Source organism: Corynebacterium sp. ACRPH, assembly GCF_022347285.1.
Lineage (GTDB): Bacteria > Actinomycetota > Actinomycetes > Mycobacteriales > Mycobacteriaceae > Corynebacterium.
Window position 1 is genome coordinate 1 of sequence record NZ_JAKRND010000011.1, and the last position, 21,257, is coordinate 21,257.

Below are 21,257 nucleotides of genomic sequence, written 5' to 3' on the forward strand. Positions count from 1 at the left end.
CCCCGCCCCTATGCGACAGCCCCCTATGGGCAGCAGAAAGGGGCTCCCGGTAAACCGGAAGCCCCTCAACTAACAGCGCCTCAAAGTCTAAAAACCAGGCGCCAAATGCCCTGGCCCTATAGCCCTAGCACCTCGAGCGCTGGCTCCAAGGCACTGACATCTCGGGCGCTGGCACCTCGGGCGCTAGCACCTCAAGCGCTAGCCGCTAGCCTCTGAAGCGCTAGTCCCTGAAGTAGGACAGCAGGCGCAGAATCTCGGTGTACAGCCAGACCAGGGTGACGGCCAGGCCCAGCGCCACACCCCAAGCCATCTTCGACGGAGCACCAGCGCGGACCAGTCGGTCAGCCTGGTCGAAGTCCAGCAGGAAGCTCATGGCTGCGATACCGATGCAGACCAGGGAGAAGATGATAGCGATCGGACCACCGTCACGCAGGGCGCCTGCGGATCCCGTAACCAGCGCGAACACCAGGTTGCCCAGAGCCAGAACCAGGATGCCGATCATGGCCCCCACCAGGAAGCGGGTGAACTTCGGGGTCACGCGGATAGCACCGGTCTTGTAAACAAACAGCATGCCAATGAACACGCCAATGGTTCCCAGAACCGCCTGGGCAATGAGCATGCCGGCGTCAGTATCACCAACCGCAGCGCCAGATACCAGGAACGTAAAGCCACCAACGAACAGGCCTTCGAAGGCCGCGTAGGTCAGCGTCACCGGCGCGGAGTCGTACTTCTTGCCGAAGGCAGAAACCAGAACGGCGATCAGGCCACCGATCATGCCGACGAAGGTCAGAATCATCGCCAGGCCGGGGTTGTTCAGGCCGATGATGAAGTTCACCACTGCCAGAGCAATGATCACGGCCAGGGTTATGCCGGTCTTGGTAACAACGTCATCGACGGTCATCGGACGGTCGGCGCTGCCAGCCTGGCCGTAGTTAGCCGCATCCTGCATGCCGTAACCCATAGCGGCGGTCTGTACACCACCGTGAGCGGAAGTCGCGTAGGGGTTCATCCCCTGCTGACCGTAACCGCCCTGCTGGCCGTAGCCACCCTGGTTGCCCTGTTGTGCGAACGGGTGCTGGCCCTGGTTCTTGGCCAGCGACCCCATAAACGGGTTCGAACTCTTCATTCTTTAGTACTCCAAAGTTGTGCTGGTCATTTTCGGTGCCGGAGCCTAGCAATTAGCCACCGGCGCTTTCGCGTACATCCTACCAACGGCTAAGCCTGCTTAAAGGTTCCCACAAGCAAAAGTTCGCACTCCCCAGCCCTTTCGGCGATTATTCATTTGCTTAGAAATGTTCTAGATCGAACACACTCCCCGAGCCTTTTAGGTAGTCTCCCAAACATGAAACGAACCAACTACAAGCGCCTATCCGTAGCCGCTCTGCCCGCCGATCTGGAAGCAGAGCTGCGCGAACTCACCACCAACGCCCGCCTGCACAACCTCAACGACGATTACGACGGCAAGCGCCTGGAGATCGAGGCCCCTTTCCTCGGCGAGACGATCGGCTGGGTCGCCAGCGGTGATGCCGACGATGTCACCGAAGCCTTCCGCTTCGCCCGCCGCGCCCAGCAGTCCTGGGTGCATGTCCCCTTCGCCGAGCGCAAGCGCATCTTCCGCCGCTTCCACGATCTGGTCCTGAAGAACGCAGAACTGCTCTGCGACATGGTGCAGCTGGAGACCGGAAAGAACCGCGCCAGCGCGTTTGACGAGGTCATGGACGTCGCCAACAATGCGCGCTACTACTCCAACAACGTGGAAAAGTTCATGAAGCCGCGCAAGCGCGCCTCGGCGATGTCGATCGTGGCGAAGTCCATCGAGTACCGTCACCCGCTGGGCGCGGTCGGCCAGATCAGCCCGTGGAATTACCCGCTGTCCCTCGGCATTGGCGACGCGATCCCCGCGCTGCTCGCTGGAAACGCTGTGGTCGCTAAGCCCGACTCTGCTACACCTTTTACCTCGCTTTTGGTCTTTAAGTTTCTTTTTGACGCCGGACTGCCGCGCGACCTGGTGCAGTTAGTTACCGGTTCCGGCCGCGTGGTTGGTAGTGCCATTGCGGATCAGTGCGACTTCTTGATGTTCACGGGCTCTACCGCAACGGGCAAGGTTTTGGGCGAGCAGGTTGGCCGTCGTCTGATCGGCTACTCCGCCGAGCTGGGCGGCAAGAACCCGCTGATCATCGCCAACGACGCGGACGTCAATTACGCGGCTCGCGGCGCTATCGATGCGTGCTTCTCTAACTCCGGTCAGCTGTGTGTTTCCATCGAGCGCATCTACGTCGAGCGTGCGTCCTACGAGGATTTCGTGGGCGCGTTTTCCTCTCGCGTGCAGTCCATGAGCCTGGGCAGCGGCTTCGAATGGGAAACACAGATGGGCTCGCTGGCTTCTGCTAGCCAGCTGGAGACCGTGGAAAAGTATGTGGAGGACGCCCGCGAGAAGGGCGCGAACATCCTGTGCGGTGGTAAGAAGCGCCCGGATCTGGGCCCTTACTTCTACGAGCCGACGGTCATGGTGGACGTTCCGGAGGATGCGCTGCTGCGCACCGAGGAGGTCTTCGGCCCGGTGGTGTACATCGAGCCGGTAGAGGATCTGTACGACGCGATCGAGCTGGCCAATGACACTGACTACGGCCTGAACGCCTCTGTGTTCGCCGCCGACGACACTGCCTGGAAGATCGGCCCGAAGATCGAGTCCGGTTCGGTGGCTTTGAACGATGGCTACACCTCCAGTTGGGCGGCCATCGATAACCCCATGGGCGGCATGAAGGAATCCGGTGTCTCCCACCGCCACGGCGCGGAAGGGTTGCAGAAGTACACGGCAACGCAGAACGTCACCTCGCAGCGCTTCATGTACTTCCGCGGGCCGGAGTCCCTTAGCCGGAAAAGCTTCTCCAAGGTGATGCTCACGCTGCTGAAGGCCGGCAAGACCTTCCGCATGCTGCCGTAACTGTGCTGAAGTAGCGCCGAAACTGCGCTGTAGTTTGCAGTAGGCCTTGCAGCAAAGCCCGCCGTGCGAAGCTCGCGCTGCCGTCACCCACGGGTGGCCGCCACTACCTCGGCGGCCACCCTTTTTGCATGCACTCCCACGCCAGTGATGGTAGCGGAGCCGGGACCCACCCAATCGCCATAGCCCACGAGGAAAAGGCCGGGATGCTGGGGCGAGGGGGCGTCACCACGAAAAGAGAGCAACCCACGAAAAGGGCCGAGGGCGGGGCGGAATCCGGTGCACCAGACCAGGTGGTCGGCGGTGATTTCGTCGAGGGAGGAGAACATCGGCGTGGGGTGCAGGCGGCCGGTGTCTCGGGCGCGGCGGACCGCGGGGAGCATGACGATGTCCCCGAGGCTGGAATCGGCGCCGGGGTCTTCCTTACCTGCGGCAATGGCGAGGTAGCGTTCGCGGTTGCGGCGGAAGAGCTCCGCGCCGTCGACATCGTCTGGCATCCAGCGAGGCGAGTGGCGGACGAACCAGGTGACGTCAGCGACATCGGCCAGGTCGGCGGCGATCTGCGCGCCCGAGTTAGCCGCTCCGACGACTGCGACGGAGGAGCCGGCGAACGGCTCCGGCCCTGGGTAGGTGGCGGTGTGCCACTGCTGGCCAGCAAACTCGCCGGGATAATAGGGAACGAAAGGCGCAGACCAGGTGCCAGTGGCCGCGACGACGGTGCGGGCGCGCCAGGTTCGGGGGCGGCTGGTGTGGGAGGCGCTAGACGAGTCGCCAGCGCCGCTACCCGGGCGGGCGTGTAGATGAAACAGCCCACTCGGCTCGTCGTACTCCACCCGTTCGATATGCACGGGACGAACGACGGGCAGGTCGTAGCGGCGCTCGTATTCCCGCAGGTAGTCGATCACATGGCCAGGCGGCGGATAGCCCTTAGCCCCTTCGTAACTGGGCATCGGCATGCCCGGAAGGTTGGAGAAATTGGTGGCGGAAAACAACGTCATCGACGGCCACATGTGCCGCCAGGCCCCGCCTGGCGCAGGCTGATCGTCGAACACCGCAAAGTCGGGAGCCTTGCGGCCCCGCCTTCCCTCCCGGCGCAAATAGAAGGCCGTGGCGAGGGCGGACTGGCCGCCGCCGACAATGGCACAGTCCAGCACGCGGCTTGGGTCAGATTCTGGGTGAGCCATGTAAAACTTAGCGCCCGTTGGCCGGGCGGATCGTCAGAGACTCGACCATGGCATCGTCCGTCGCATCAATGGCCAGGCGCACGGCCTTAGCCACGGACTCGGGGCGCAAGTACTGGGTTTCGTCATAGTCCGCTTCGGCCACGCCGCGGTGGGTCTGGATCTGGCGCTGCATGTCGGAATCGACCTTGCCCGGGTGGATGGAGCTCACGCGGATCTTGTCGCGCTGCTCCTCCCGCAGCGCATCGGTGTAGGCACGCAGGGCGAACTTCGTGGTGGCGTATGGCCCGAAGCCCACGCTGGAGCGGTAGCCCGCGCCGGAGTTGATCGTCACCACGGTTCCGTGCGCTGCCTGCAGTGCGCCGAGGAGCTGCCGGGTGAGCTCCGCAACCGCAAACAGGTTGATGTCGAAAGCGTGTTTCCACTGCTTAGGAGTGGTTTCGGTGACCGGGTCGTGGGCCACCACACCCGCGGAGTGCACCAGCACGTCCAGGCTGTCCAGCCCCAGTTCCGCCACGGCTGTACCGATGCCTTCCGTATCGGCGAGGTTCGCCACGAAGCCTTGCGCGCTCGGGAACTGGGAGGCAACGTCGTGGGCCTTCTCCGAGCTGCCGCCGATGATCAGGTGGTAGTCGTCCTGCAATTCGCGGGCAATCGCCAGGCCAATGCCTCGCGTGCCGCCGGTGATCAGTGCGATTTTGCGATCCATTGTTGCTTTCCTTCCTTTGCTCTGTTGTTCTCTTGCTCTGTGCCCTTGCGTGTTCTCGCGTTGTTCGTGATCGGGCGCCTAACCCTGCACCACTGTGCCCAGCCACGCCGTTGCATGCGGGATGTGCTGCGCGATCTTCAGCGCCGAGGTCGGCGCCGGGCCGTACGGGGTAAGGGAGGCCATATATGACGCCGCAGCGTGGATAGCCACACCAACCGCAGCCGAATCGACCACGTAGTCTGCCTCGTGCGCCTCCAACTCGTACTGGCCGGCTTCTGTGTATCCGGTATCCCGCGCCCGCTTGCCGGCATCGCGCGCCACCAGTGCGCCCAGAATTCCCGCTAACACGTCGCCGGATCCGGGAGTGGCGGCCCAGGACGATGCGGTATCGACAACCACGGTGCGCTGTGGGTTGGCGATGATGGTGAAACGGCCCTTCAGCAAAACTGTGCAGTTCAGTTCACGTGCCAGCCGTTCTGTGGAGGTGATCCGGTCCGGCGATTCCGCCGGCAGTCCGGCCGCCTTGGCCAGCCGGTCGAACTCCCCATCGTGCGGGGTGAGCAGTGTGGGAGCGTTGCGCGCACGCAGGATCTCTAGAGCGTCAGGGTTCTTCGCCAGGACGGTGATCGCGTCGGCGTCCAGAACCAAGGGCTGCACCATGTCTAGAACGGCGAGCAGTTCGTCGCGGGCATCGCGATCCGTGCCGCGACCGGAGCCGACCATGCGCGCCTGCACCTGCCCGGCCCCGCGGACGACGGGGTGCACGACGACTTCCGGGGTGGTCGCCAGAACGTATTCGGGGTGTTCGCCGATGTAGCGCACCATCGAGCTGGTGGTGTTCACCGCCGCGAGCGTGGCCAGCACGCCTGCTCCCAGATAGTTCTTGCTACCCGCGCAGATGCCTACTACCCCGCCGGAGTACTTGTCGTCCAAGGCCCCCGGTTCGCCGGGCAGCTCCCCGGGCAATGGTTCCGGGCCGTCGAGCAGCTGCGCGGCCAAACCTGCCGGCGCGAGGCGCTCGACCGGCGTGTGCCACAAAGAGACGGCGCTTTGGAGCCTGGCCAGCTCAGCAGAAAGCACAGAGCCATCGTCCAGGTTGATGTCCTCGCACAGCACCGTTCCGCACTCGGCACTGAGGCCGTGCGCCCGGCGCAGCCCACCGAAGGTCACGGTCACGTCGGCACTAACGTGCCTGCCCGGCGCCTTGCCGGTATCGGCAACCACACCGCTGGGAAGGTCGATGGCCAGCACGCGAGCCCGGCGCCGCCTGTCGGTGCGAACCCCCTGGGCCTCCCGCAGGAACTCATCGACCTCCACCGGGATCTCGCCACGTCCGCCGAGGCCGAACATCCCGTCGACGATCACGCGATAGCTGTCTGCTCGCTCCAGCCCGACGAAGCTTCCGCCAGCCGCAGTGAAGGCCCGCGCGGCGCGCTCGTGCACGCGGTCGGTACCTTCGAGCGGGTAGGCCTCGACCTTCCTTCCCTGCATCGCAAGAACCGCGCCGGCATACAACGCATCGCCACCGTTGCCACCCGGGCCGACCAGCAGCAACACGGAATTCTCTGCGGCGCCCGCCGGCTCTTCTGCCTGGGCCAGCATCTTTTCCGCCACGACCGCCACTGCGTGCGCGGCGGACTGCATCAGCTCGTCCTCCCGCTGCTCGCGGGGGAACAAGGCGGCCTCTGCGGTGCGGATGTCCTGGGCTGTGTAGAGAGTGCGCATGTCTCCCATGATAGGTGTGCAGCGCACCTACCCTGCGCTCGAATCAGGCCTCCAGCCCCGCCCGCGTGAGGGCGTCCTAAAAAATCGTTTCCCAAAGGTTCCCCAAAGGGCTAGACTGCATAGTCTGAACTGACGCGCCGGCGGCGCGCATAAAACCTCATAAGCGCCTCAGTTTTGAAAAAAGGTTCATTCGCATCACATGCCTCGCCCAATAAACAAGAATCAGCGGTACGTATCCGGACTCGACGGGCTGCGGACGATCGCAGTTGCCGTGGTTGTGCTGTACCACCTGCACGTTCCCGGCTTCGTCGGAGGCCTCATGGGCGTGGGCGTGTTCTTCACGCTCTCGGGTTACCTCATCACCGCGAACCTCATGCGTTCATGGGACAAGAAGGGCAACCTGACGCTCCGCACCTTCTGGCTGCGCAGGTTCCGGCGCCTTATGCCGGCGGTGATAGTCACGCTGCTTGCCACTCTGATTCTGACTGCGGCGCTTGCCCGAGACGAGCTCACCGATCGTTTCTGGGAAGCGCTTTCCGCCCTGTTCTACGTAAACAACTGGCACACCATCTTCCAGGAAAAGTCCTACTGGGATAACTTCGGCGGGCCGAGCCCGCTGAGCCACATGTGGTCGCTATCCGTCGAAGAGCAGTTCTATCTGCTCTGGCCCCTGGTGCTGCTTGTGCTGCTGGTTGTTACCCGCTCGCGGATCGGCGCGCTTGTTGGAACTTTGCTGCTGGCAGGTGCCTCTTTTGCCTGGATGTGGGTGCTGGCAGCCCCGGGGATGGATAACACCCGCGCATACGAAGGCACCGATACCCGCGCCGGAGGCCTGCTGCTGGGCGCGTGCCTGGCGATTTGGCTATCCTCCCGCCGCCAAGCGGGTAAATCCATCGAGCCTGCAAAAAGCACCGCGAACCTGTTTGGCCTTATCGGCGTGGCGGGCATCGTGGCACTCGTCGTGCTGGTGGAACAGGAGTCGATGTTCCTATACCACGGCGGGCTGCTCCTGCTTTCCATCGCTTCCGTGCTGGCGATCTTCTCCGTGCTGCACCCGCAGAGCCTGTGGAGCCGGGTGCTGGGCTTTGGCCCGATCCGCTGGCTCGGCGAGCGTTCCTATGGCATTTACCTGTGGCACATGCCGGCGATCGCCTTTATGCCGCAGTCGTGGCTGGAGGGCAACAAGCTGCTGGCCAGCGCCATCACCATCGGCGTGAGCATTGCCCTGGCCGCTATCAGCTGGACGCTTATCGAGGACCCGATCCGCAAGCACGGCGTGATCCCGCCGATCAAGGCATGGCTGCGCAGCCGCAAGGCAGACCGCGAGGTCGGCGACAACCGCGACAACTCGGGTGCTGCCTCGGGCATCTTCCGCCAGCCCTTCCCCACCTACTTCACCTCCGGTGCCGCTGTGGTGCTGGCCGCGGTGGTCGCTATTGGTGCGACGCCCATTAGCATCAACCCCACGGCATCCCAGCAGGAAGCTGGCGCGGGCAAGGGCGGCGAGCCTGCGATGGAGCTGAATCCGTCGCAGCGTCCGGGTGGCGCTGGGAAGGCTGCGGGGCCGCAGAACCCCAATGCTGAGGGGCCTGCCGAAGATGTCGACCAGGAACCGGATTCCAAGCTGATGAGCTGCAAGCGCGTGGTGCATGTCGGCGATTCCACGTCCATCGGCATGTTCGCCAACGACATGGTGAACGATCCCGAAAACACGGCCTTCGAGACGTATCTGAAGTACGGCGCAGAGGAAGTCATCGACAGTGTCTTCGGCGCGCGCAATACCACCGAGGGATGGCAGTCCGAGGACGGTTCGCAGAGCTACCCGCCGGCCATCGACTCCGTACAGGAGCTGCTGCCCACCGCCGCTGGCCCGGATACCTGCTGGGTGATCGCTACCGGTGTGAACGATGCGGCGAACTACGCGGCGGGCGCAAACCTAGCTGCCCCGGAGCGCATCAAGATCATGATGGACATTCTGGGTGATCAGAAGGTCATGTGGCCAACTGTCACCACCAATACCGATGAGGGCTACTACGCGAACTCCAACATGGAGGAGTTCAACCAGGCTCTGCGTGACGCGCAGAAGGATTACCCGAACCTGCGAATCTACGACTGGGCCGCCGAGGCGAAGCCCGAGTGGTTTGCCGAGGGCGATTTCGCCCACTACGGCCCCGAGGGCAACAGCCAGCGCGCCGAGCGCTTCCCGGCTGCCCTTGCCAAGGCCTACCCGAAGTCGAAGGGCGGCCAGCCCTCCGACGAGTTGGTGGTGAACTCCGGGCTGTAGAGCCAAACTCCCAAGAACGTGCGGAAACACACTAAGCTTCTGTACGTTCTTCTTTAATGCAATGCTTATGCAGCGCTCGTGCAATCAGCGCCCATAGGCGGTTCAACGTGTAGGAGCCCAGGCGTGGAATCACCGGAAAACGGCAGCCGGAACCAGCAAGACCAGCGAAGCCAACGGAACCAGTGGAACTCGCAGAGCTCAGGGGCAGCGAATGGCACTCGCAGCTCGCGCGACTCGCGAAACGAGTGGAGTTCGCGGAACGAGTGGAAGAACGTGGTGCGCTCGGGCGAAGCTCCGGCTGCGGAGACCGATGCGGCGACTAACTCCAGCACGCACCCCTCCACGGAGCCTTTTGCGCCGGTATCACCACCCCAACAGCCAGCATTCAATCCCAATTCAGCCCCCGATGCTGTCCCGGGCTCCGGCCCCGTGCCTGCATTCGGCCCGGGCATGGCTCCCCCACCTGCGGCAGCGCAGGCCATGGCGCAGGTTCTGCCTCCGAAGAAGAGTTCGGCGCTTCTGCCGGCACTCGTCACCTTCATCGTCTGCGTCCTGCTGCTGGCCGGTGGTCTGTTCGGCTACAAGAAGCTTACCGAGCCCTCCGGTAGCGAAGCTGAACCCGGCAAGCCTTCCGCAGCCTCAGGGGCAGAGCCTGACGCAGAGTCTGGTGCAGGATCTGATGCGGAGCCAGCTGCCGAAGACTCCGACGACGGAAGCGAGTCCGATGGGGCAGGCGAGTCCGGGGAGCAGTTCGACGCCGCCGACCTGGTCCCCCGGATGGCCTCAATGACGGTGCCTGACTTCAGCGTGCTGGAAGATGCCGAACGTTCTAATGAAGCGAATTTTCCGGCGGTCACTTTGAAGGATGGAAAATACAGCGAACCCGGCTATGGATTCAATATCGGCCTGGGCAGCGACAACCCTGAGGCTGGTCGTGACGAGATTTCCCCAATCTACGCCCAAGGCGACCTTAACGGTGACGGGGAGGACGAAATCGTTGTGCAAATGTACAGCAACCGGGGAGGAAACAGCTTCGTCAACCACTTCGTGGTGTACGACAAGAACCTCACCCCGATGGGCTACACCCAGGTGGACGACCTCGACGAAGATCTGCCGACTATGGGTCTGCGTGGCCAGTCGGCTGACGAGGTAAAGATCGAGGATGGGAAGCTGTTCTTCGACTACCTCGGATACCGCGATTCAGACCCCATGTCCTCCCCCTCCCAGCGCACGCAGGTCTACCTGATCTGGAATGGCGGCACGGACTTCGAGCTGGCCGAGCCGCCAACCTTCCTCTAGTCCTGCTTAAACTCGCGGGCGATCAGCAGCTTCATAATCTCGTTCGTGCCACCGTAGATGCGCTGCACGCGGGCATCCGTGTACATGCGGGAGATCGGGTACTCGCGCATGAAACCGTAGCCGCCGAACAGCTGCAGGCAGCGATCCGCCACGGAGCTCTGCAGGTCGGAGGCCAAGTACTTCGCGGCTGAAGCTTGCGCGGTCGTTAGCTTGCCCTCGATGTGTAGCGCCGTGCAGTAATCGGTTAGCGTCTTCGCTGCCAGCGTCTCACTCGCGCACTCGGCCAGAACGAACTGGGTGTTCTGGAACCCCAGGATCGGACGGCCGAAAGCTTCGCGCTCGTTGACGTAGCGGATGGTTTCGCGCACGGCGCCCTCGCAAGCAGATGAACCTCCGATGGCCAGGATCAAGCGCTCCTGCGGCAGCTGCTGCATCAACTGCACGAAGCCCATACCTTCCTGTCCGCCCAGCAGGTTATCGGCGGGTACGCGCATGTCGGTGAAGAACAGCTCGCGGGTGTCCTGACCCCGCTGGCCGATCTTGTCCAGCACGCGGCCACGCTCGAAGCCCTCGAGGTCCTTGGTTTCAGCGACGATCAAGGACAATCCCCTGCCGCCCGGCTGGTCGTTGGTGCGGGCGACGATCACCACTACGTCGCAGTGCGTGCCGTTGGTGATGAAGGTCTTCGAGCCGTTGATTACCCACTCATCGCCGTCCAGCTCCGCGCGGGTCTTGATGGCCTGCAGGTCGGAACCGGTGCCGGGCTCGGTCATGGCGATAGCGCCGACCAGCTCACCGCTGGCCATTCCCGGCAGCCAGCGCTTACGCTGCTCCTCCGTGCCGAGTTGGTAGATGTAGTGGGCGACGATCACGGAGTGCACACCGTTGTGCCAAGCAGAGTTGCCAGCCAGGGCGAGCTCCTGCTGGATTACCGCCTCGTGGGCGAAGGTGCCGCCGCCTCCGCCGTACTCCTCGGGGATGGAAGCACACAGCAGGCCAGCATCGCCGGCCTTGTTCCAGAACTCACGCTCTACCTGGTGGTTTTCTTCCCACTTCAGCTCGTTGGGAGTTACCTCCCTAGCGATAAACTCGCGAGCATGAAGGCGTAGGGCGTCAGTTTCCTCGGTTTCCCAAGTTGCGCGGTAGTTATCCAGGATCATGTCGATGGCTCCCTCAAAAGTGAATCCTCAAAAGCGAATCAAAGCGCCGGCATGTGATTTTGCCGACGAAATACTTTCTTGGGAACAACGCTACAACAGCGCGATCGTGATCTGGCTCACTTTCAAAAAGGGAGCTCTAAAAGAGAAACAAAGAGTCCCCCCAGTCGGACTCGAACCGACACTGAACGGATTTTAAGTCCGCTGCCTCTGCCAATTGGGCTATAGGGGGCGTGCCATGACCTCAGCCAGCATCCCGTCCAATATATCCTTCTCGCTGACCGTAATCTCACTAAGCCCCCAATCAAGGAACTGGCTCGTGAAGGCATCCACCACAATAGAACCGCCACCGATCACATCCGCGCGGCCCGGGTGCATAGGCCCGTACTCGCAGCGCTGGGGTGGCGTCAATCCCAAAAGATTACGCGCCGTGGCGCGGAAGTCCTCCAGCGGCAGGGTGGCCATGTGGATAGCCCGCGAGTCGTACTCGGAAAGCCCCAGGGTGATGGCGGCGAGAGTAGTCATCGTGCCCGCTACGCCCACGACCTGATCCACGTCGCGCAGATCCACGTGAGAGCGCACCTGCTCCATGAGCTCCCCTACGAAGGTGCGAGCCTCGGCGACCTGCTGCTCCGTCGGCGGCTGGTCTTGCAGGAATCGCTCCGTCAGGCGCACACAGCCCATGTCTGCTGAGAAAGCCTGCGGCTCGCGCCCCGGACCGTGTACGACGAACTCGGTGGAGCCACCACCCAGGTCGATGACGCACACGGTGCGGTCCTGCGCATTTGGCAGATCTGTGACGGCTCCGTGGAAGCTCAGCTCCGCCTCCTGCTCGCCGGAGATCACCTGCGCCACCGCCCCCTCGCGCACTCGCCCCAGGTGTCGGCGGGTGATGTCGAAGAACTCCTCGCGGTTCGCCGCATCGCGGGTGGCGGAGGTCGCTCCCATCATCACGTCCACTACGCCGTACTCAACCATGCGGTCGGCGTAGATTTGCAGGGCCTTGTCCACGCGCTGCAGCGCTTCGTCGGCGAAGCGCCCCGTGGCATCCACGCCTTGGCCCAGGCGCACGATGATGTTATCCCTGTTGAGCTCGTTAATCTGCCCGTCCGGGGTCCGCTCGCTGATCAGCAGGCGGATGGAATTCGTGCCGCAGTCGATGGCGGCGAAGCGGGGGGTCTGGGGCTGGTTCTGGCGCTGGTTCTGGGCGGTGCTCATGGTTCCCAGGCTACTCTGCGACAGCTCTGGGTCTACCCACCGCCACCCTGCGACTAGTCCGCGACTACTCTGCAACGCTCGCGGCATCCATCGACGTATCCAGCGAGGCCGACGTCGGCCAGTCCGCAGGCAACGCCGTGCCCTTCAGCTTCGGATTGTTTTCGATGGCCAGCGCGACGGCCTCGGTGCCCAGGCGCACCCGCTGCGGCCCTTCCGCCAGCGCGTAGGCAATCAGCACGTGCAGGCACTTCACGCGGTCGGGCATGCCGCCGCCGGAGAAGTCCGTGCCCAGATCCTCCATCTTGTTGCGCTCGGCCAGGTAGTGCTCGTGCGCGGCCTGGTAATCGGCAGCCAGCTCTTCGTCCTCGGGAAGTCGGGCCTGCATCGTCTTCATCACGCCTGCGACCTCCAGGCGGGAGGCTTCGGCGGTCAAGCGCGGATCCGTCAGGTAGTACAACGTGGGGAACGGCGTGCCATCCGGCAGCTTCGGCTGGGTCTTCACCACGGCGGGAACTCCATCCGGCGTGTAGTAGCTAACCTCGACCACACCGCGTAGTGGACGGCCAAGCTGCTTGCGCATTACCTCCAGGTCGTCTTCGGTCGGCGGGCCGGGCTGGCGTTGGTTGGTCATGGGTTCCCTCGGTTCCTCTGTTCGGGTATCTCGCTCTAGTTGGCTGAACTGTTTGGTTGGTCTAGTTAGCTGGTGCGGGCGCTGGCGCCTGTTCTGGCGCTGCGGGCTGTTCCTGCTCCGGGTTCTCCTCCGGCACCGTTGGCAGCTTATGGTCTTCGGTCGCCGGATCGTCTTCCTTGAGCTCTTCCTCCGGCGTGGAGATCGAATCCCACAGCTGGGCGTACCAGTCGCGGTTGCCTTCACCCTCACCCTGGGACTCTTCGTCCGTTTCGGTGCCCAGTTCGTCTGCGTGGATCTTCGGAGAGATGATGCGATATGCCGACTCCCCCGGCTCAATCAGCCCCAGGCGCGTGCGTGCCTGTTCCTTGATGAAGTCCTCGTCGCGGTAGCGGTTGAGCTCGCTGGTGAGCTCCGCCTTCTCCTTCTCCTGCACCTCGATCTTCTGGTTCAGCTGCGCCAGCTCTGCGCGTTGCTCGAAGTAGTTGCGCAGCGGGTTGGCGATGGAAACCGCCAGAAAGATCACCAGTACCAGCGTCACGAGCCAGGTGGTGGGGCTCATATTCTTGGGCACTTCTACAAAGGAGCGCGCCATGCGTTTCGGCGCGGTTTGCGCGCGGGCTCGGCGCCTTTCGCGCCTCTCGATCGACCGTGCTCGGGGCAGGTGGGCGGACTCGGGGCGGCTGTTTTCTGGCCCCTCTTTTTCGGACGCCACGTCTGCGCGCGGCTGATCCTCCGGCTCCTTGTCCGGTTCGCCCTTGGTCGATTTGCTCATGGTCTACAGAGTCTAGCGAAGCGAGACTGAAATGCGAGTAGCCCACGGCCATCGGCTGGATGACTGTGGGCTACCTGGGGCTACTGGGCCTTGCGCTCCTTGGGGAGCGCCTAGCACTTACTTGGTAAAGCGCGGGAAGGCGGAGCGGCCTGCGTAGACGGCTGCATCGCCCAGGATCTCCTCGATGCGCAGCAGCTGGTTGTACTTGGCAACGCGCTCGGAGCGAGCCGGAGCACCGGTCTTGATCTGGCCGCAGTTCAGGGCGACGGCCAGGTCGGCGATGGTGGTGTCCTCAGTCTCACCGGAGCGGTGGGACATCATGCTGCGGTAGCCGTTGCGGTGTGCCAGTTCGACAGCGTCGAAGGTCTCGGTGAGGGTACCGATCTGGTTTACCTTCACCAGCAGCGCGTTGGCTGCCTTCTCCTCGATGCCCTTGGCCAGGCGCTGCGGGTTGGTGACGAAGAAGTCGTCGCCAACCAGCTGAACCTTGTCGCCGATCTTGGCGGTCAGGGCGGTGTAGCCCTCCCAGTCATCCTCCTGCAGTGGGTCCTCGATGGAGACGATCGGGTACTCCTCGATCAGATCCTCGTAGACCTTCGCCATCTCCTCAGCGGTGTGCTCGCCGCCCTCGAAGTGGTACTTGCCATCCTTAAAGAACTCGGAGGAGGCAACGTCCAGCGCCAGTGCGACGTCCTCGCCGACCTTAAAGCCGGCCTTTTCGATGGCCTCGACGATCAGGTCCAGAGCCGCCTTGGTGGAGTCGACGGACGGGGCGAAGCCGCCCTCGTCGCCCAGGCCGGTGGATAGCCCCTTGTCTTTAATGACCTTCTTCAGGGTGTGGTAAACCTCGGCACCGACGCGCAGTGCCTCAGAGAAAGTCTCTGCACCGATCGGCGCGATCATGAACTCCTGGACGTCCACGCCGGAGTCTGCGTGTGCGCCACCGTTGAGAATGTTCATCATCGGTACCGGCAGTACGTGGGCGTTCGGGCCACCGACGTAGCGGAATAGCGGCAGGTCGGCGGACTCTGCAGCGGCACGAGCAACAGCCATGGAAACGCCCAGGATAGCGTTGGCGCCCAGCTTGGACTTGTTCTCAGTGCCGTCCAGGTCGCGCATCAGCTGGTCGATCAGACGCTGATCGTCTGCCTCCACACCCATTAGCTCTTCGTCGATGTCTTCAATAACGTTCTTGACGGCGTTGAGAACGCCCTTGCCCTGGTAGCGCTCGCCGCCGTCACGCAGCTCGTGCGCCTCGTGCACACCGGTGGAAGCGCCGGAGGGAACGGCTGCGCGACCGAAGGAGCCGTCGTCCAGAAGTACGTCTACCTCGACGGTCGGGTTACCGCGGGAATCGATGATTTCACGGGCATCAATGTTGAGGATCAGGGCCATGTGTCTGCCTCCTTGGCATGTGGCATTGGGTGCCAAACTGTTGATTATCTGTTCTTGGGTTAACAGCTAACAAAGGTCTCTACCGCAGCGCTGGCAGCCCACGGGTGGCACCGAGCACAGCAGTCTACTCCCATTGTGGCACCGCCAGAATTTTTTCGCCGTCACGCGAGCAAAACCTGGCTAAAACCACCCCTCCCTAAAGGGGGAATGGCCTACTGCGGCGACTGGCCGATCGCGTAGTTTGCCGCTGCGTCGCGTACCTGCACGACGTACTCGTTGGAAAGGTTGTACCCCTTGATCGCGCTCTTCCAACCACCTTCGGTGCTAAGGTCGCGCCCTTCTCTGCACAGTAGTTTGGTCGCGGTCGCGGCGGCATCGTAGACGCTCTGCGGGTTCTTCTTGCCGTCGCCATCTGCGTCCACCCCGTAGATCTTCCAGGATTCGGGGATGAACTGCATCGGCCCCAGCGCACGGTCGTACTCGCGGTCGCCGTCCAGGCGCCCGCCGTCGGTATCCTCCACCTTGGCGAACTCGCGGCCGTTGAGCTGCGGGCCGATGATGTCGGGTTCGGCAATGCCGTCGTCGTTGAGTTTGGACGCCCCGAAGCGCTGGCCGTCGTAAGTCCCGTGGCGGGTCTCTACGTAACCAAGCCCGGCCAGAGTATTCCAGGACAGGTTGCAGGCGGGGGCTTCCTTCCGGGCGAAACCTTCGGCCTTGCCATAGGCCATGAGGGCCTGCAGAGGGATGTTCAGTTCCTCGGACTTTGGCTTAGCCCAGTCCAGAGCCTGCTGATATGCGCGGTCGCTGTCATTCGGGTCGAAGTTCGGCGCCGGACTCGCGGCCTTCGGTGGGATATCGGTGGGCACCGGCAGACGGTCGGATTCGGAGTCGCGGTCACTGGTGACGAACCCTGCCACCAGGTAGCCGACCAGGGCGATGATACCCAGCAGCGCGATAACCACTACGAAGAAACCGCAGCCCCCCAGAAGCCCCCGGTTCGGGCGACTGCCGGCTGCGTCGTCATCCCACACAGAATCGTTTGGTTCGATCCTCTGCGGGCGGCGATAGTGGTTCGACGCCATGGATGTCCTTCCTACTTGTTAAGCCTTCTTATGCCTTCTTGAGCTTCTCGGCGCGCCCGCTCTGCGAGTTCTTGTCAGCAGCGCTTACCAACACTGCGCTTAGGCTACTAGCTGGAAGTTGAACCCGTGTTTCCGACTCGGTGATGTGCAGCTCCGCCATATCTGCGAATACGCGCTCGCCGACGGTGATGCGCACCCCGGGAAGTACGCCATGCTCGGTGAGATAACGCACCAGGGCGGCATCCCTGTCGCTGATGCGATCCACAATGAGCTGTTCGCCCGTGTGGGCGTCCGAAAGAAGAAAAGCCGAACTTGCAGGAATGTGGCCACCTTCGTCGGGAATAGGGTCACCGTGCGGATCTCGGGTGGGGTTGTTCAGGAGGCTGGCGATGCGATCGACGAAGGTGTCGGAAACCGCATGCTCCAAAACCTCTGCCTCATCGTGCACCTCATCCAGGCCGTAGCCCAGGTGGTTGCACAGAAAAGTCTCGATCAGGCGGTGGCGACGCACCATGGCCAGGGCAATCTTTCGACCCGCTTCACTGAGCTCGATGTCGCCATAAGGGGCGTGGTCGACGAGCCCTTGGGCGGCGAGACGCTTGATCGCCTCGGAGGCCGTGGAAGGACGCTGGTCCATGTGACTAGCCAAAACGGAGAGGGAAACTCCACCCCCGGACCACTCCTGCAGATCGAAGATCTTCTTCAGGTAGTCCTGGGACCTATCGGGAAGGTCTGTGACGTGCATGCCGACCAGTGTACGGGGGTGATGGGGGTTTAAAGAACTCACTAGACTGGTTTAAGCTGCACTATATTGTTCAATGCGTTGAACATTGCACCCCTCACGATCGGAAAGTTTATTACCTTACTTATGAAGAACACTAAGAGACTGATAGCAACCCTGTTCACCATCACCCTCGCATCCGCGGGCGCCACCGCCTGCAGTGATGCAGATCAACACGATAAAGCCGAGGTTCTGACCACTTTCACCATCCTGGAAGACATCACCTCCAACATCGCCGGCGACACTCTCACCGTGCGCTCGCTGACCCAACCCGGCGCGGAAGTTCACGGCTACGACCCCACCCCCAGCGACATCGCCGCCGCCTCCGACGCGGAGCTCATCATCAACAACGGCCTCGGGCTGGAACACTGGCTGGACAAGCTGACCGCAGACAGCAATGCCCAGCGGGTCACCGCCAGCGACGGCGTAGATCCCATAAAGATCAAGGACACCGACCAGCCCAACCCACACGCCTGGATGAGCCCCACGCTCGCCAAGGTTTACGTGGACAACATCGTCCAGGCCTTGAGCGACCTGCGGCCGGATAATGCGAAGACCTACGAGGACAACGGCAAGAAGTACAAAGAACGCTTGAGCGACGTGGAAAGCGACCTCCAGGACGGCCTGAAGGCTCTGCCCCGGCACCAGCGTGCGCTGATGACCTGCGAAGGCGCCTTCAGCTACCTCACCGAAGACATGAATATGAAGGAGGGCTACATCTGGCCGGTCAACACCGAGGGCGAAATCACTTCTCAGCAGATCACCCAGGCCGCCGATTTCGTTCGCGACAACGACGTGCCCGCCGTCTTCTGCGAATCCACCGTCGAGCCCGGCCCGAAGGAGCAGCTGATGCGCGATACCGGCGCCCGCGACGGCGGCACACTATACGTCGACTCGCTGTCTGAGGCCGACGGGCCCGTGCCGACCTATCTTGACCTTCTTTCTTATGACGCCCGCACCATTGTCAACGGCCTGACCCGCAAGGATGCGAAGTAACTAATGAACTCGCCACGCTCATCCACCTCCCCCGCGCTTTTCGTCGATGACGTGCACGTGAGCTACGGCTCCGTCCATGCCCTCACCGGCGTGAACCTCAGTCTTGACTTCGGCCAGATCACCGCACTCATCGGCATGAATGGCGCGGGCAAGTCCACCCTTTTCAAGGCCATCATGGGGTTGGAGCGCCCGACCTCTGGGCGCATTGTGGTCAACACCAGCGCGGACTCTGCCACGGGCCTGCACGGGGCGGTGGCCTACGTACCCCAGCACGACCAAGTGGACTGGAACTTCCCCATCAGTGTGCGCGAAATCGTCGCCAGCGGGCGGCGCCGGGCACGCTCGAAGGCAGGGTTCCTGCCCGAGAGCTCGAGGCTGTGGGGGCTGAGAAGGTGGCGTCAAGAAAAGAAGAACAACGACCGCATCGTCGACCGGGCACTCCAGCAGACCGGGCTGACGGACCTGCAGGATCGCCCCGTCGGCGCCCTATCCGGCGGGCAGCGCAAGCGCGTGTTCGTGGCGCGCGGCATTGCTCAGGAGGCGAAGATCATGCTGCTGGACGAGCCTTTCGCGGGCGTGGATACGCAGTCGCAGTCGCAGATCACCGCGCTGCTGCACGAGCTGGCGGAGGCCGGGACGGCGCTGCTGATCTCCACGCACGACCTGGATCGGCTGCCGGAGCTGTGCGACAACGTGGCCATGCTCAACCGCCGGATCGTCGCCGAGGGCGCGCTGGACGAAGTGCTGACGGCGGAGAACCTGACCCGCACGTTTAGCACCGACGCGCCGACCGCGCCTGCTGAGTCGTTGGCTGCAGCGGCCGAGTCGGCTGAAGCTGCCGGAACGACGGGAAAGGCAACGCAGTAATGAGCACGCTCGCAAGCATTTTCGACCCAATCCTGCTCCCCTTGAGCTACAGCTTCGTACAGCGGGCGGTGCTCGCCGCCAGCGTGATGGCCGTGGTCGCGGGGCTGCTGAGCTGCTGGCTGATCCTGGTGGGCTGGTCGCTACTCGGCGATGCGGTCTCGCACGCTGTACTGCCTGGCGTGGTTCTGGCCTACATCTTTGGCGCGCCCTTCGCCGTCGGCGCGATGATCGCCGCCCTCATTGCCGTGGGCTTGGTGGGCTCGGTCAAGGAAAGAACTACGCTGCGGGAGGACACCTCCATCGGCATCATCTTCACTACCTTCTTCGCCCTCGGCCTGGTGCTGCTCTCTATCACCCCCAGCGGTACACACCTGCAGGAGATCCTGTTCGGCAACCTGCTGGGCATCACGCAGTCCGCGCTGTGGCAGATCCTGGCCATTGGCGGCATCGCGTTTGTGGTGCTGCTGGCGAATGCACGCACGTTTACTCTGTGGGCTTTTGACGCCGAACACTCCAGAACCATGGGCTTCAACACGAAGGCCATACGGTGGGTACTGCTGGCGTGCCTGGCGTGCGTGGTGGTGGCCAGCGCCCAGGCCGTCGGCGTGATCTTGGTGGTAGCAATGCTGATAACCCCCGGCGCGACGGCCTACCTGTGGACGCGCCGCTTCCGCCGCATGCTGCTGATCGCCCCGCTGGTGGCCTGGGTGAGCTGTGTGGCGGGCATCCTGTTGAGCTTCAACCTGAATGTCTCCACCGGCGGCACGATTGTGCTGGTGCAGTCGGGAATCTTCTGCCTGACGTACCTCTTTGCCCCGCGTGAGGGGCTGATGCGGGCGCTGCTGGCACGTCGCTAGCTGCCCTGCTGCTGGCTCCCTGGCTGCTGGGGGTTGGGATGCTGAGGCTCGTGCTGTTGGGACTGCAGCTTCTCGCGGAACGCCGCAACAGCATCGTGCAGGCGGCGCTCTGCCTCACCGGGGCTATCTAGCTCCAGGCCAACCATCGGGTAGCGGATGTCGGTCGGGATGTCCTTATCCGGGATTCCCCGCTCCCGCGCCTCGGCGATGACGGCCTCCGCTGCGGTCAGGGCGCTGGTACCAGCGGAGTCGGCAGCTGTGCCAGCAGTGCCCGCAGCGCCAGCGGGGTCGGCGGAAGCGCCAGAGCCGGCGGGGACTGCCGAGCCTGCCGTTTCAGCGGGCGCTTGGACGGCCGGAAACTGTTCCGCGTGCGGCTCCTGGCGGGGCTGTGCAGGCTCAGCCTGCTTCTCGGCCGCCTTCCGCTCAGCTTCCTTCTTGGCCTCGCTGTAGCGCAGGTACTCCTCACCGAAACTGCGAATTCGCTGAGCTTCCTCTTCCTTCTTGCCCTCCTCCCATAGGCGATCCTGCTCCTGGCGCGGAACCTGACGCTCGATCTCCTCAAACAGGTAGGGGGCGCGGGCGCGCAGCTTCGCAGAAAACGCCCCGGCCACGTGGCCAATGTCGAAGGCGCCACGGCGGTTGGCGATCTCTGCGTGGAAAAGCACCTGCAGCAACACGTCCGACAGCTCGGAGCACAGATCCTGCTCGATCCACTCTGGACGCGCAGCAGCCTCACCCTCGCCCTCAGGCTTCCAGCTCTCCATCAAGTCGATGGTGCGGGCCAGTTCCTCGGTTTCCTCCCGCAGGAACTTCACCAGGCTGGTGTGGGTCATGGACTGCTCCCACTCCCCCTGGCGCAGGGCACGCGCCATCAGCGCCACCGCGTCCTCGATCTCATCCATCACGGAAGCCGGCACCTCGGTGCGCGTCGTGCGGCGCAGGCCGGCCACGGCCGCAGTGTGCTCGTCGGTCCCGACGATCTCGCCGTCCACCACGCCATCGCCCGAGTGGGTGATCTCGGCTGCGTTTTCCCCGTCGGTGGCGTCACTAACAGAAGAGCGACCGGTCTCCAGCTCGCGGGCGGGCTCCATGTGCACCTTGAGGCTCGGCGCGGTGATGAGCTCCTCACCAGCCTCGATGCGGGTAACGACAGCTTCGTTTTCCAGATCCGTCGTGACGATAATGTCGGACTCATCGACCGTGTGGCCGCCCAGGTCCGCGATAACCCAGCGGACGCGGATGGGCACCTCCTCCGTGTAGCACACATCTCCACGGAGCAGATCGACGGCCTCCACGGGAATCATCGCGGGGAAACGGGGATCTAGTAATACGACTGACATGGCGGTTATTCTAGCGCGTCGG

The 21,257-nt window shown here is 63.2% G+C and carries 18 protein-coding genes and 1 tRNA gene; 6 read left to right on the top strand and 13 right to left on the bottom strand.

Annotated features, from left to right (window positions below; all coding sequences use genetic code 11):
- Positions 1-220: 220 nt before the first annotated feature.
- Positions 221-1,126 carry a Bax inhibitor-1/YccA family protein gene (locus MHX66_RS07005; protein ID WP_239201647.1) on the bottom strand — a complete coding sequence of 302 codons (906 nt, stop codon included), beginning with the start codon at positions 1,124-1,126 and terminating at the stop codon, positions 221-223.
- Positions 1,127-1,342: 216 nt separating this feature from the next.
- On the opposite strand from MHX66_RS07005, the gene MHX66_RS07010 reads away from it, so the two are divergent.
- Positions 1,343-2,944 carry a succinic semialdehyde dehydrogenase gene (locus tag MHX66_RS07010; protein WP_239201649.1) on the top strand — a complete coding sequence of 534 codons (1,602 nt, stop codon included), beginning with the start codon at positions 1,343-1,345 and terminating at the stop codon, positions 2,942-2,944.
- Positions 2,945-3,027: 83 nt separating this feature from the next.
- Here the strand turns inward: MHX66_RS07010 and MHX66_RS07015 are convergent, their stop codons facing one another.
- From MHX66_RS07015 to MHX66_RS07025, 3 genes are all read right to left on the bottom strand, one after another.
- Positions 3,028-4,125 carry an NAD(P)-binding domain-containing protein gene (locus MHX66_RS07015; RefSeq protein WP_239201651.1) on the bottom strand — a complete coding sequence of 366 codons (1,098 nt, stop codon included), beginning with the start codon at positions 4,123-4,125 and terminating at the stop codon, positions 3,028-3,030.
- A gap of 7 nt (positions 4,126-4,132) precedes the next feature.
- Positions 4,133-4,831 carry an SDR family oxidoreductase gene (locus MHX66_RS07020; RefSeq protein WP_239201653.1) on the bottom strand — a complete coding sequence of 233 codons (699 nt, stop codon included), beginning with the start codon at positions 4,829-4,831 and terminating at the stop codon, positions 4,133-4,135.
- Positions 4,832-4,909: 78 nt separating this feature from the next.
- Positions 4,910-6,556: a bifunctional ADP-dependent NAD(P)H-hydrate dehydratase/NAD(P)H-hydrate epimerase gene (locus MHX66_RS07025; protein ID WP_239201656.1), complete on the bottom strand. Its 1,647-nt coding sequence runs from the start codon at positions 6,554-6,556 to the stop codon at positions 4,910-4,912.
- Positions 6,557-6,755: 199 nt separating this feature from the next.
- Between MHX66_RS07025 and MHX66_RS07030 the strand changes: the two genes are divergently transcribed.
- Together MHX66_RS07030 and MHX66_RS07035 are read left to right on the top strand one after the other, a co-directional pair.
- Positions 6,756-8,840, top strand: coding sequence for an acyltransferase family protein (locus MHX66_RS07030; protein WP_239201659.1), 2,085 nt, complete (start codon positions 6,756-6,758; stop codon positions 8,838-8,840).
- Positions 8,841-8,963: 123 nt separating this feature from the next.
- Complete coding sequence (locus MHX66_RS07035) at positions 8,964-10,139, top strand: hypothetical protein (RefSeq protein ID WP_239201662.1); 1,176 nt, start codon at positions 8,964-8,966, stop codon at positions 10,137-10,139.
- On the opposite strand, the gene MHX66_RS07040 is transcribed toward MHX66_RS07035, so the two are convergent.
- The 8 genes from MHX66_RS07040 to MHX66_RS07075 all read right to left on the bottom strand — a co-directional run bounded on the left by MHX66_RS07040 (position 10,136) and on the right by MHX66_RS07075 (position 17,139).
- Positions 10,136-11,299: an acyl-CoA dehydrogenase family protein gene (locus MHX66_RS07040; protein ID WP_239201665.1), complete on the bottom strand. Its 1,164-nt coding sequence runs from the start codon at positions 11,297-11,299 to the stop codon at positions 10,136-10,138. The two genes, MHX66_RS07035 and MHX66_RS07040, sit on opposite strands and share 4 nt — an antisense overlap.
- Before the next feature lie 155 nt (positions 11,300-11,454).
- Positions 11,455-11,528, bottom strand: a tRNA-Leu gene (locus MHX66_RS07045).
- The gene (locus MHX66_RS07050) at positions 11,519-12,514 is read right to left on the bottom strand and encodes a Ppx/GppA phosphatase family protein (RefSeq protein WP_239201668.1); all 996 of its coding nucleotides are present in this window, start codon (positions 12,512-12,514) and stop codon (positions 11,519-11,521) included. The genes MHX66_RS07045 and MHX66_RS07050 overlap by 10 nt, the downstream gene beginning before the upstream one ends.
- A 64-nt stretch (positions 12,515-12,578) precedes the next feature.
- A complete protein-coding gene (locus MHX66_RS07055; protein ID WP_239201671.1) occupies positions 12,579-13,145 on the bottom strand; it encodes a DUF501 domain-containing protein in 567 nt (188 codons plus the stop codon).
- 61 nt (positions 13,146-13,206) lie between these two features.
- The gene (locus tag MHX66_RS07060; protein WP_239201679.1) at positions 13,207-13,917 is read right to left on the bottom strand and encodes a septum formation initiator family protein; all 711 of its coding nucleotides are present in this window, start codon (positions 13,915-13,917) and stop codon (positions 13,207-13,209) included.
- Between the two features lie 117 nt (positions 13,918-14,034).
- Positions 14,035-15,312 carry a phosphopyruvate hydratase gene (gene eno, locus MHX66_RS07065; protein WP_011273912.1) on the bottom strand — a complete coding sequence of 426 codons (1,278 nt, stop codon included), beginning with the start codon at positions 15,310-15,312 and terminating at the stop codon, positions 14,035-14,037.
- 212 nt (positions 15,313-15,524) lie between these two features.
- A complete protein-coding gene (locus MHX66_RS07070) occupies positions 15,525-16,394 on the bottom strand; it encodes a lytic transglycosylase domain-containing protein (RefSeq protein ID WP_239201682.1) in 870 nt (289 codons plus the stop codon).
- 28 nt (positions 16,395-16,422) lie between these two features.
- The gene (locus MHX66_RS07075; RefSeq protein WP_239201685.1) at positions 16,423-17,139 is read right to left on the bottom strand and encodes a metal-dependent transcriptional regulator; all 717 of its coding nucleotides are present in this window, start codon (positions 17,137-17,139) and stop codon (positions 16,423-16,425) included.
- A gap of 123 nt (positions 17,140-17,262) precedes the next feature.
- Here MHX66_RS07075 and MHX66_RS07080 point away from each other — a divergent pair, with 123 nt between their 5' ends.
- Genes MHX66_RS07080 through MHX66_RS07090 form a run of 3 tightly spaced genes read left to right on the top strand, consistent with a single transcriptional unit; the run spans position 17,263 to position 19,895 of the window.
- Positions 17,263-18,171, top strand: coding sequence for a metal ABC transporter substrate-binding protein (locus tag MHX66_RS07080; protein ID WP_239201687.1), 909 nt, complete (start codon positions 17,263-17,265; stop codon positions 18,169-18,171).
- A gap of 3 nt (positions 18,172-18,174) precedes the next feature.
- Positions 18,175-19,038 carry a metal ABC transporter ATP-binding protein gene (locus tag MHX66_RS07085; RefSeq protein ID WP_239201704.1) on the top strand — a complete coding sequence of 288 codons (864 nt, stop codon included), beginning with the start codon at positions 18,175-18,177 and terminating at the stop codon, positions 19,036-19,038.
- Complete coding sequence (locus MHX66_RS07090; RefSeq protein WP_239201707.1) at positions 19,038-19,895, top strand: metal ABC transporter permease; 858 nt, start codon at positions 19,038-19,040, stop codon at positions 19,893-19,895. The genes MHX66_RS07085 and MHX66_RS07090 overlap by 1 nt, the downstream gene beginning before the upstream one ends.
- Here MHX66_RS07090 and MHX66_RS07095 read toward each other — a convergent pair.
- On the bottom strand, positions 19,892-21,235 hold the full coding sequence (locus MHX66_RS07095; protein WP_239201711.1) for a MazG nucleotide pyrophosphohydrolase domain-containing protein: 1,344 nt from the start codon (positions 21,233-21,235) through the stop codon (positions 19,892-19,894). The two genes, MHX66_RS07090 and MHX66_RS07095, sit on opposite strands and share 4 nt — an antisense overlap.
- Between the last annotated feature and the right edge of the window lie 22 nt (positions 21,236-21,257).

Excerpts from the sequence above, each read along its gene's own strand:
- MHX66_RS07030 (WP_239201659.1), top strand. The coding sequence starts at position 6,756 with ATGCCTCGCCCAATAAACAAGAATCAGCGGTACGTATCCGGACTCGAC.
- MHX66_RS07095 (WP_239201711.1), bottom strand. The coding sequence starts at position 21,235 with ATGTCAGTCGTATTACTAGATCCCCGTTTCCCCGCGATGATTCCCGTG.
- MHX66_RS07055 (WP_239201671.1), bottom strand. The coding sequence starts at position 13,145 with ATGACCAACCAACGCCAGCCCGGCCCGCCGACCGAAGACGACCTGGAG.
- MHX66_RS07075 (WP_239201685.1), bottom strand. The coding sequence starts at position 17,139 with ATGCACGTCACAGACCTTCCCGATAGGTCCCAGGACTACCTGAAGAAG.
- MHX66_RS07020 (WP_239201653.1), bottom strand. The coding sequence starts at position 4,831 with ATGGATCGCAAAATCGCACTGATCACCGGCGGCACGCGAGGCATTGGC.
- MHX66_RS07015 (WP_239201651.1), bottom strand. The coding sequence starts at position 4,125 with ATGGCTCACCCAGAATCTGACCCAAGCCGCGTGCTGGACTGTGCCATT.
- MHX66_RS07060 (WP_239201679.1), bottom strand. The coding sequence starts at position 13,917 with ATGAGCAAATCGACCAAGGGCGAACCGGACAAGGAGCCGGAGGATCAG.
- MHX66_RS07040 (WP_239201665.1), bottom strand. The coding sequence starts at position 11,299 with ATGATCCTGGATAACTACCGCGCAACTTGGGAAACCGAGGAAACTGAC.
- MHX66_RS07080 (WP_239201687.1), top strand. The coding sequence starts at position 17,263 with ATGAAGAACACTAAGAGACTGATAGCAACCCTGTTCACCATCACCCTC.
- MHX66_RS07005 (WP_239201647.1), bottom strand. The coding sequence starts at position 1,126 with ATGAAGAGTTCGAACCCGTTTATGGGGTCGCTGGCCAAGAACCAGGGC.
- MHX66_RS07010 (WP_239201649.1), top strand. The coding sequence starts at position 1,343 with ATGAAACGAACCAACTACAAGCGCCTATCCGTAGCCGCTCTGCCCGCC.
- MHX66_RS07090 (WP_239201707.1), top strand. The coding sequence starts at position 19,038 with ATGAGCACGCTCGCAAGCATTTTCGACCCAATCCTGCTCCCCTTGAGC.
- MHX66_RS07050 (WP_239201668.1), bottom strand. The coding sequence starts at position 12,514 with ATGAGCACCGCCCAGAACCAGCGCCAGAACCAGCCCCAGACCCCCCGC.
- MHX66_RS07070 (WP_239201682.1), bottom strand. The coding sequence starts at position 16,394 with ATGGCGTCGAACCACTATCGCCGCCCGCAGAGGATCGAACCAAACGAT.
- eno (WP_011273912.1), bottom strand. The coding sequence starts at position 15,312 with ATGGCCCTGATCCTCAACATTGATGCCCGTGAAATCATCGATTCCCGC.
- MHX66_RS07085 (WP_239201704.1), top strand. The coding sequence starts at position 18,175 with ATGAACTCGCCACGCTCATCCACCTCCCCCGCGCTTTTCGTCGATGAC.
- MHX66_RS07025 (WP_239201656.1), bottom strand. The coding sequence starts at position 6,556 with ATGCGCACTCTCTACACAGCCCAGGACATCCGCACCGCAGAGGCCGCC.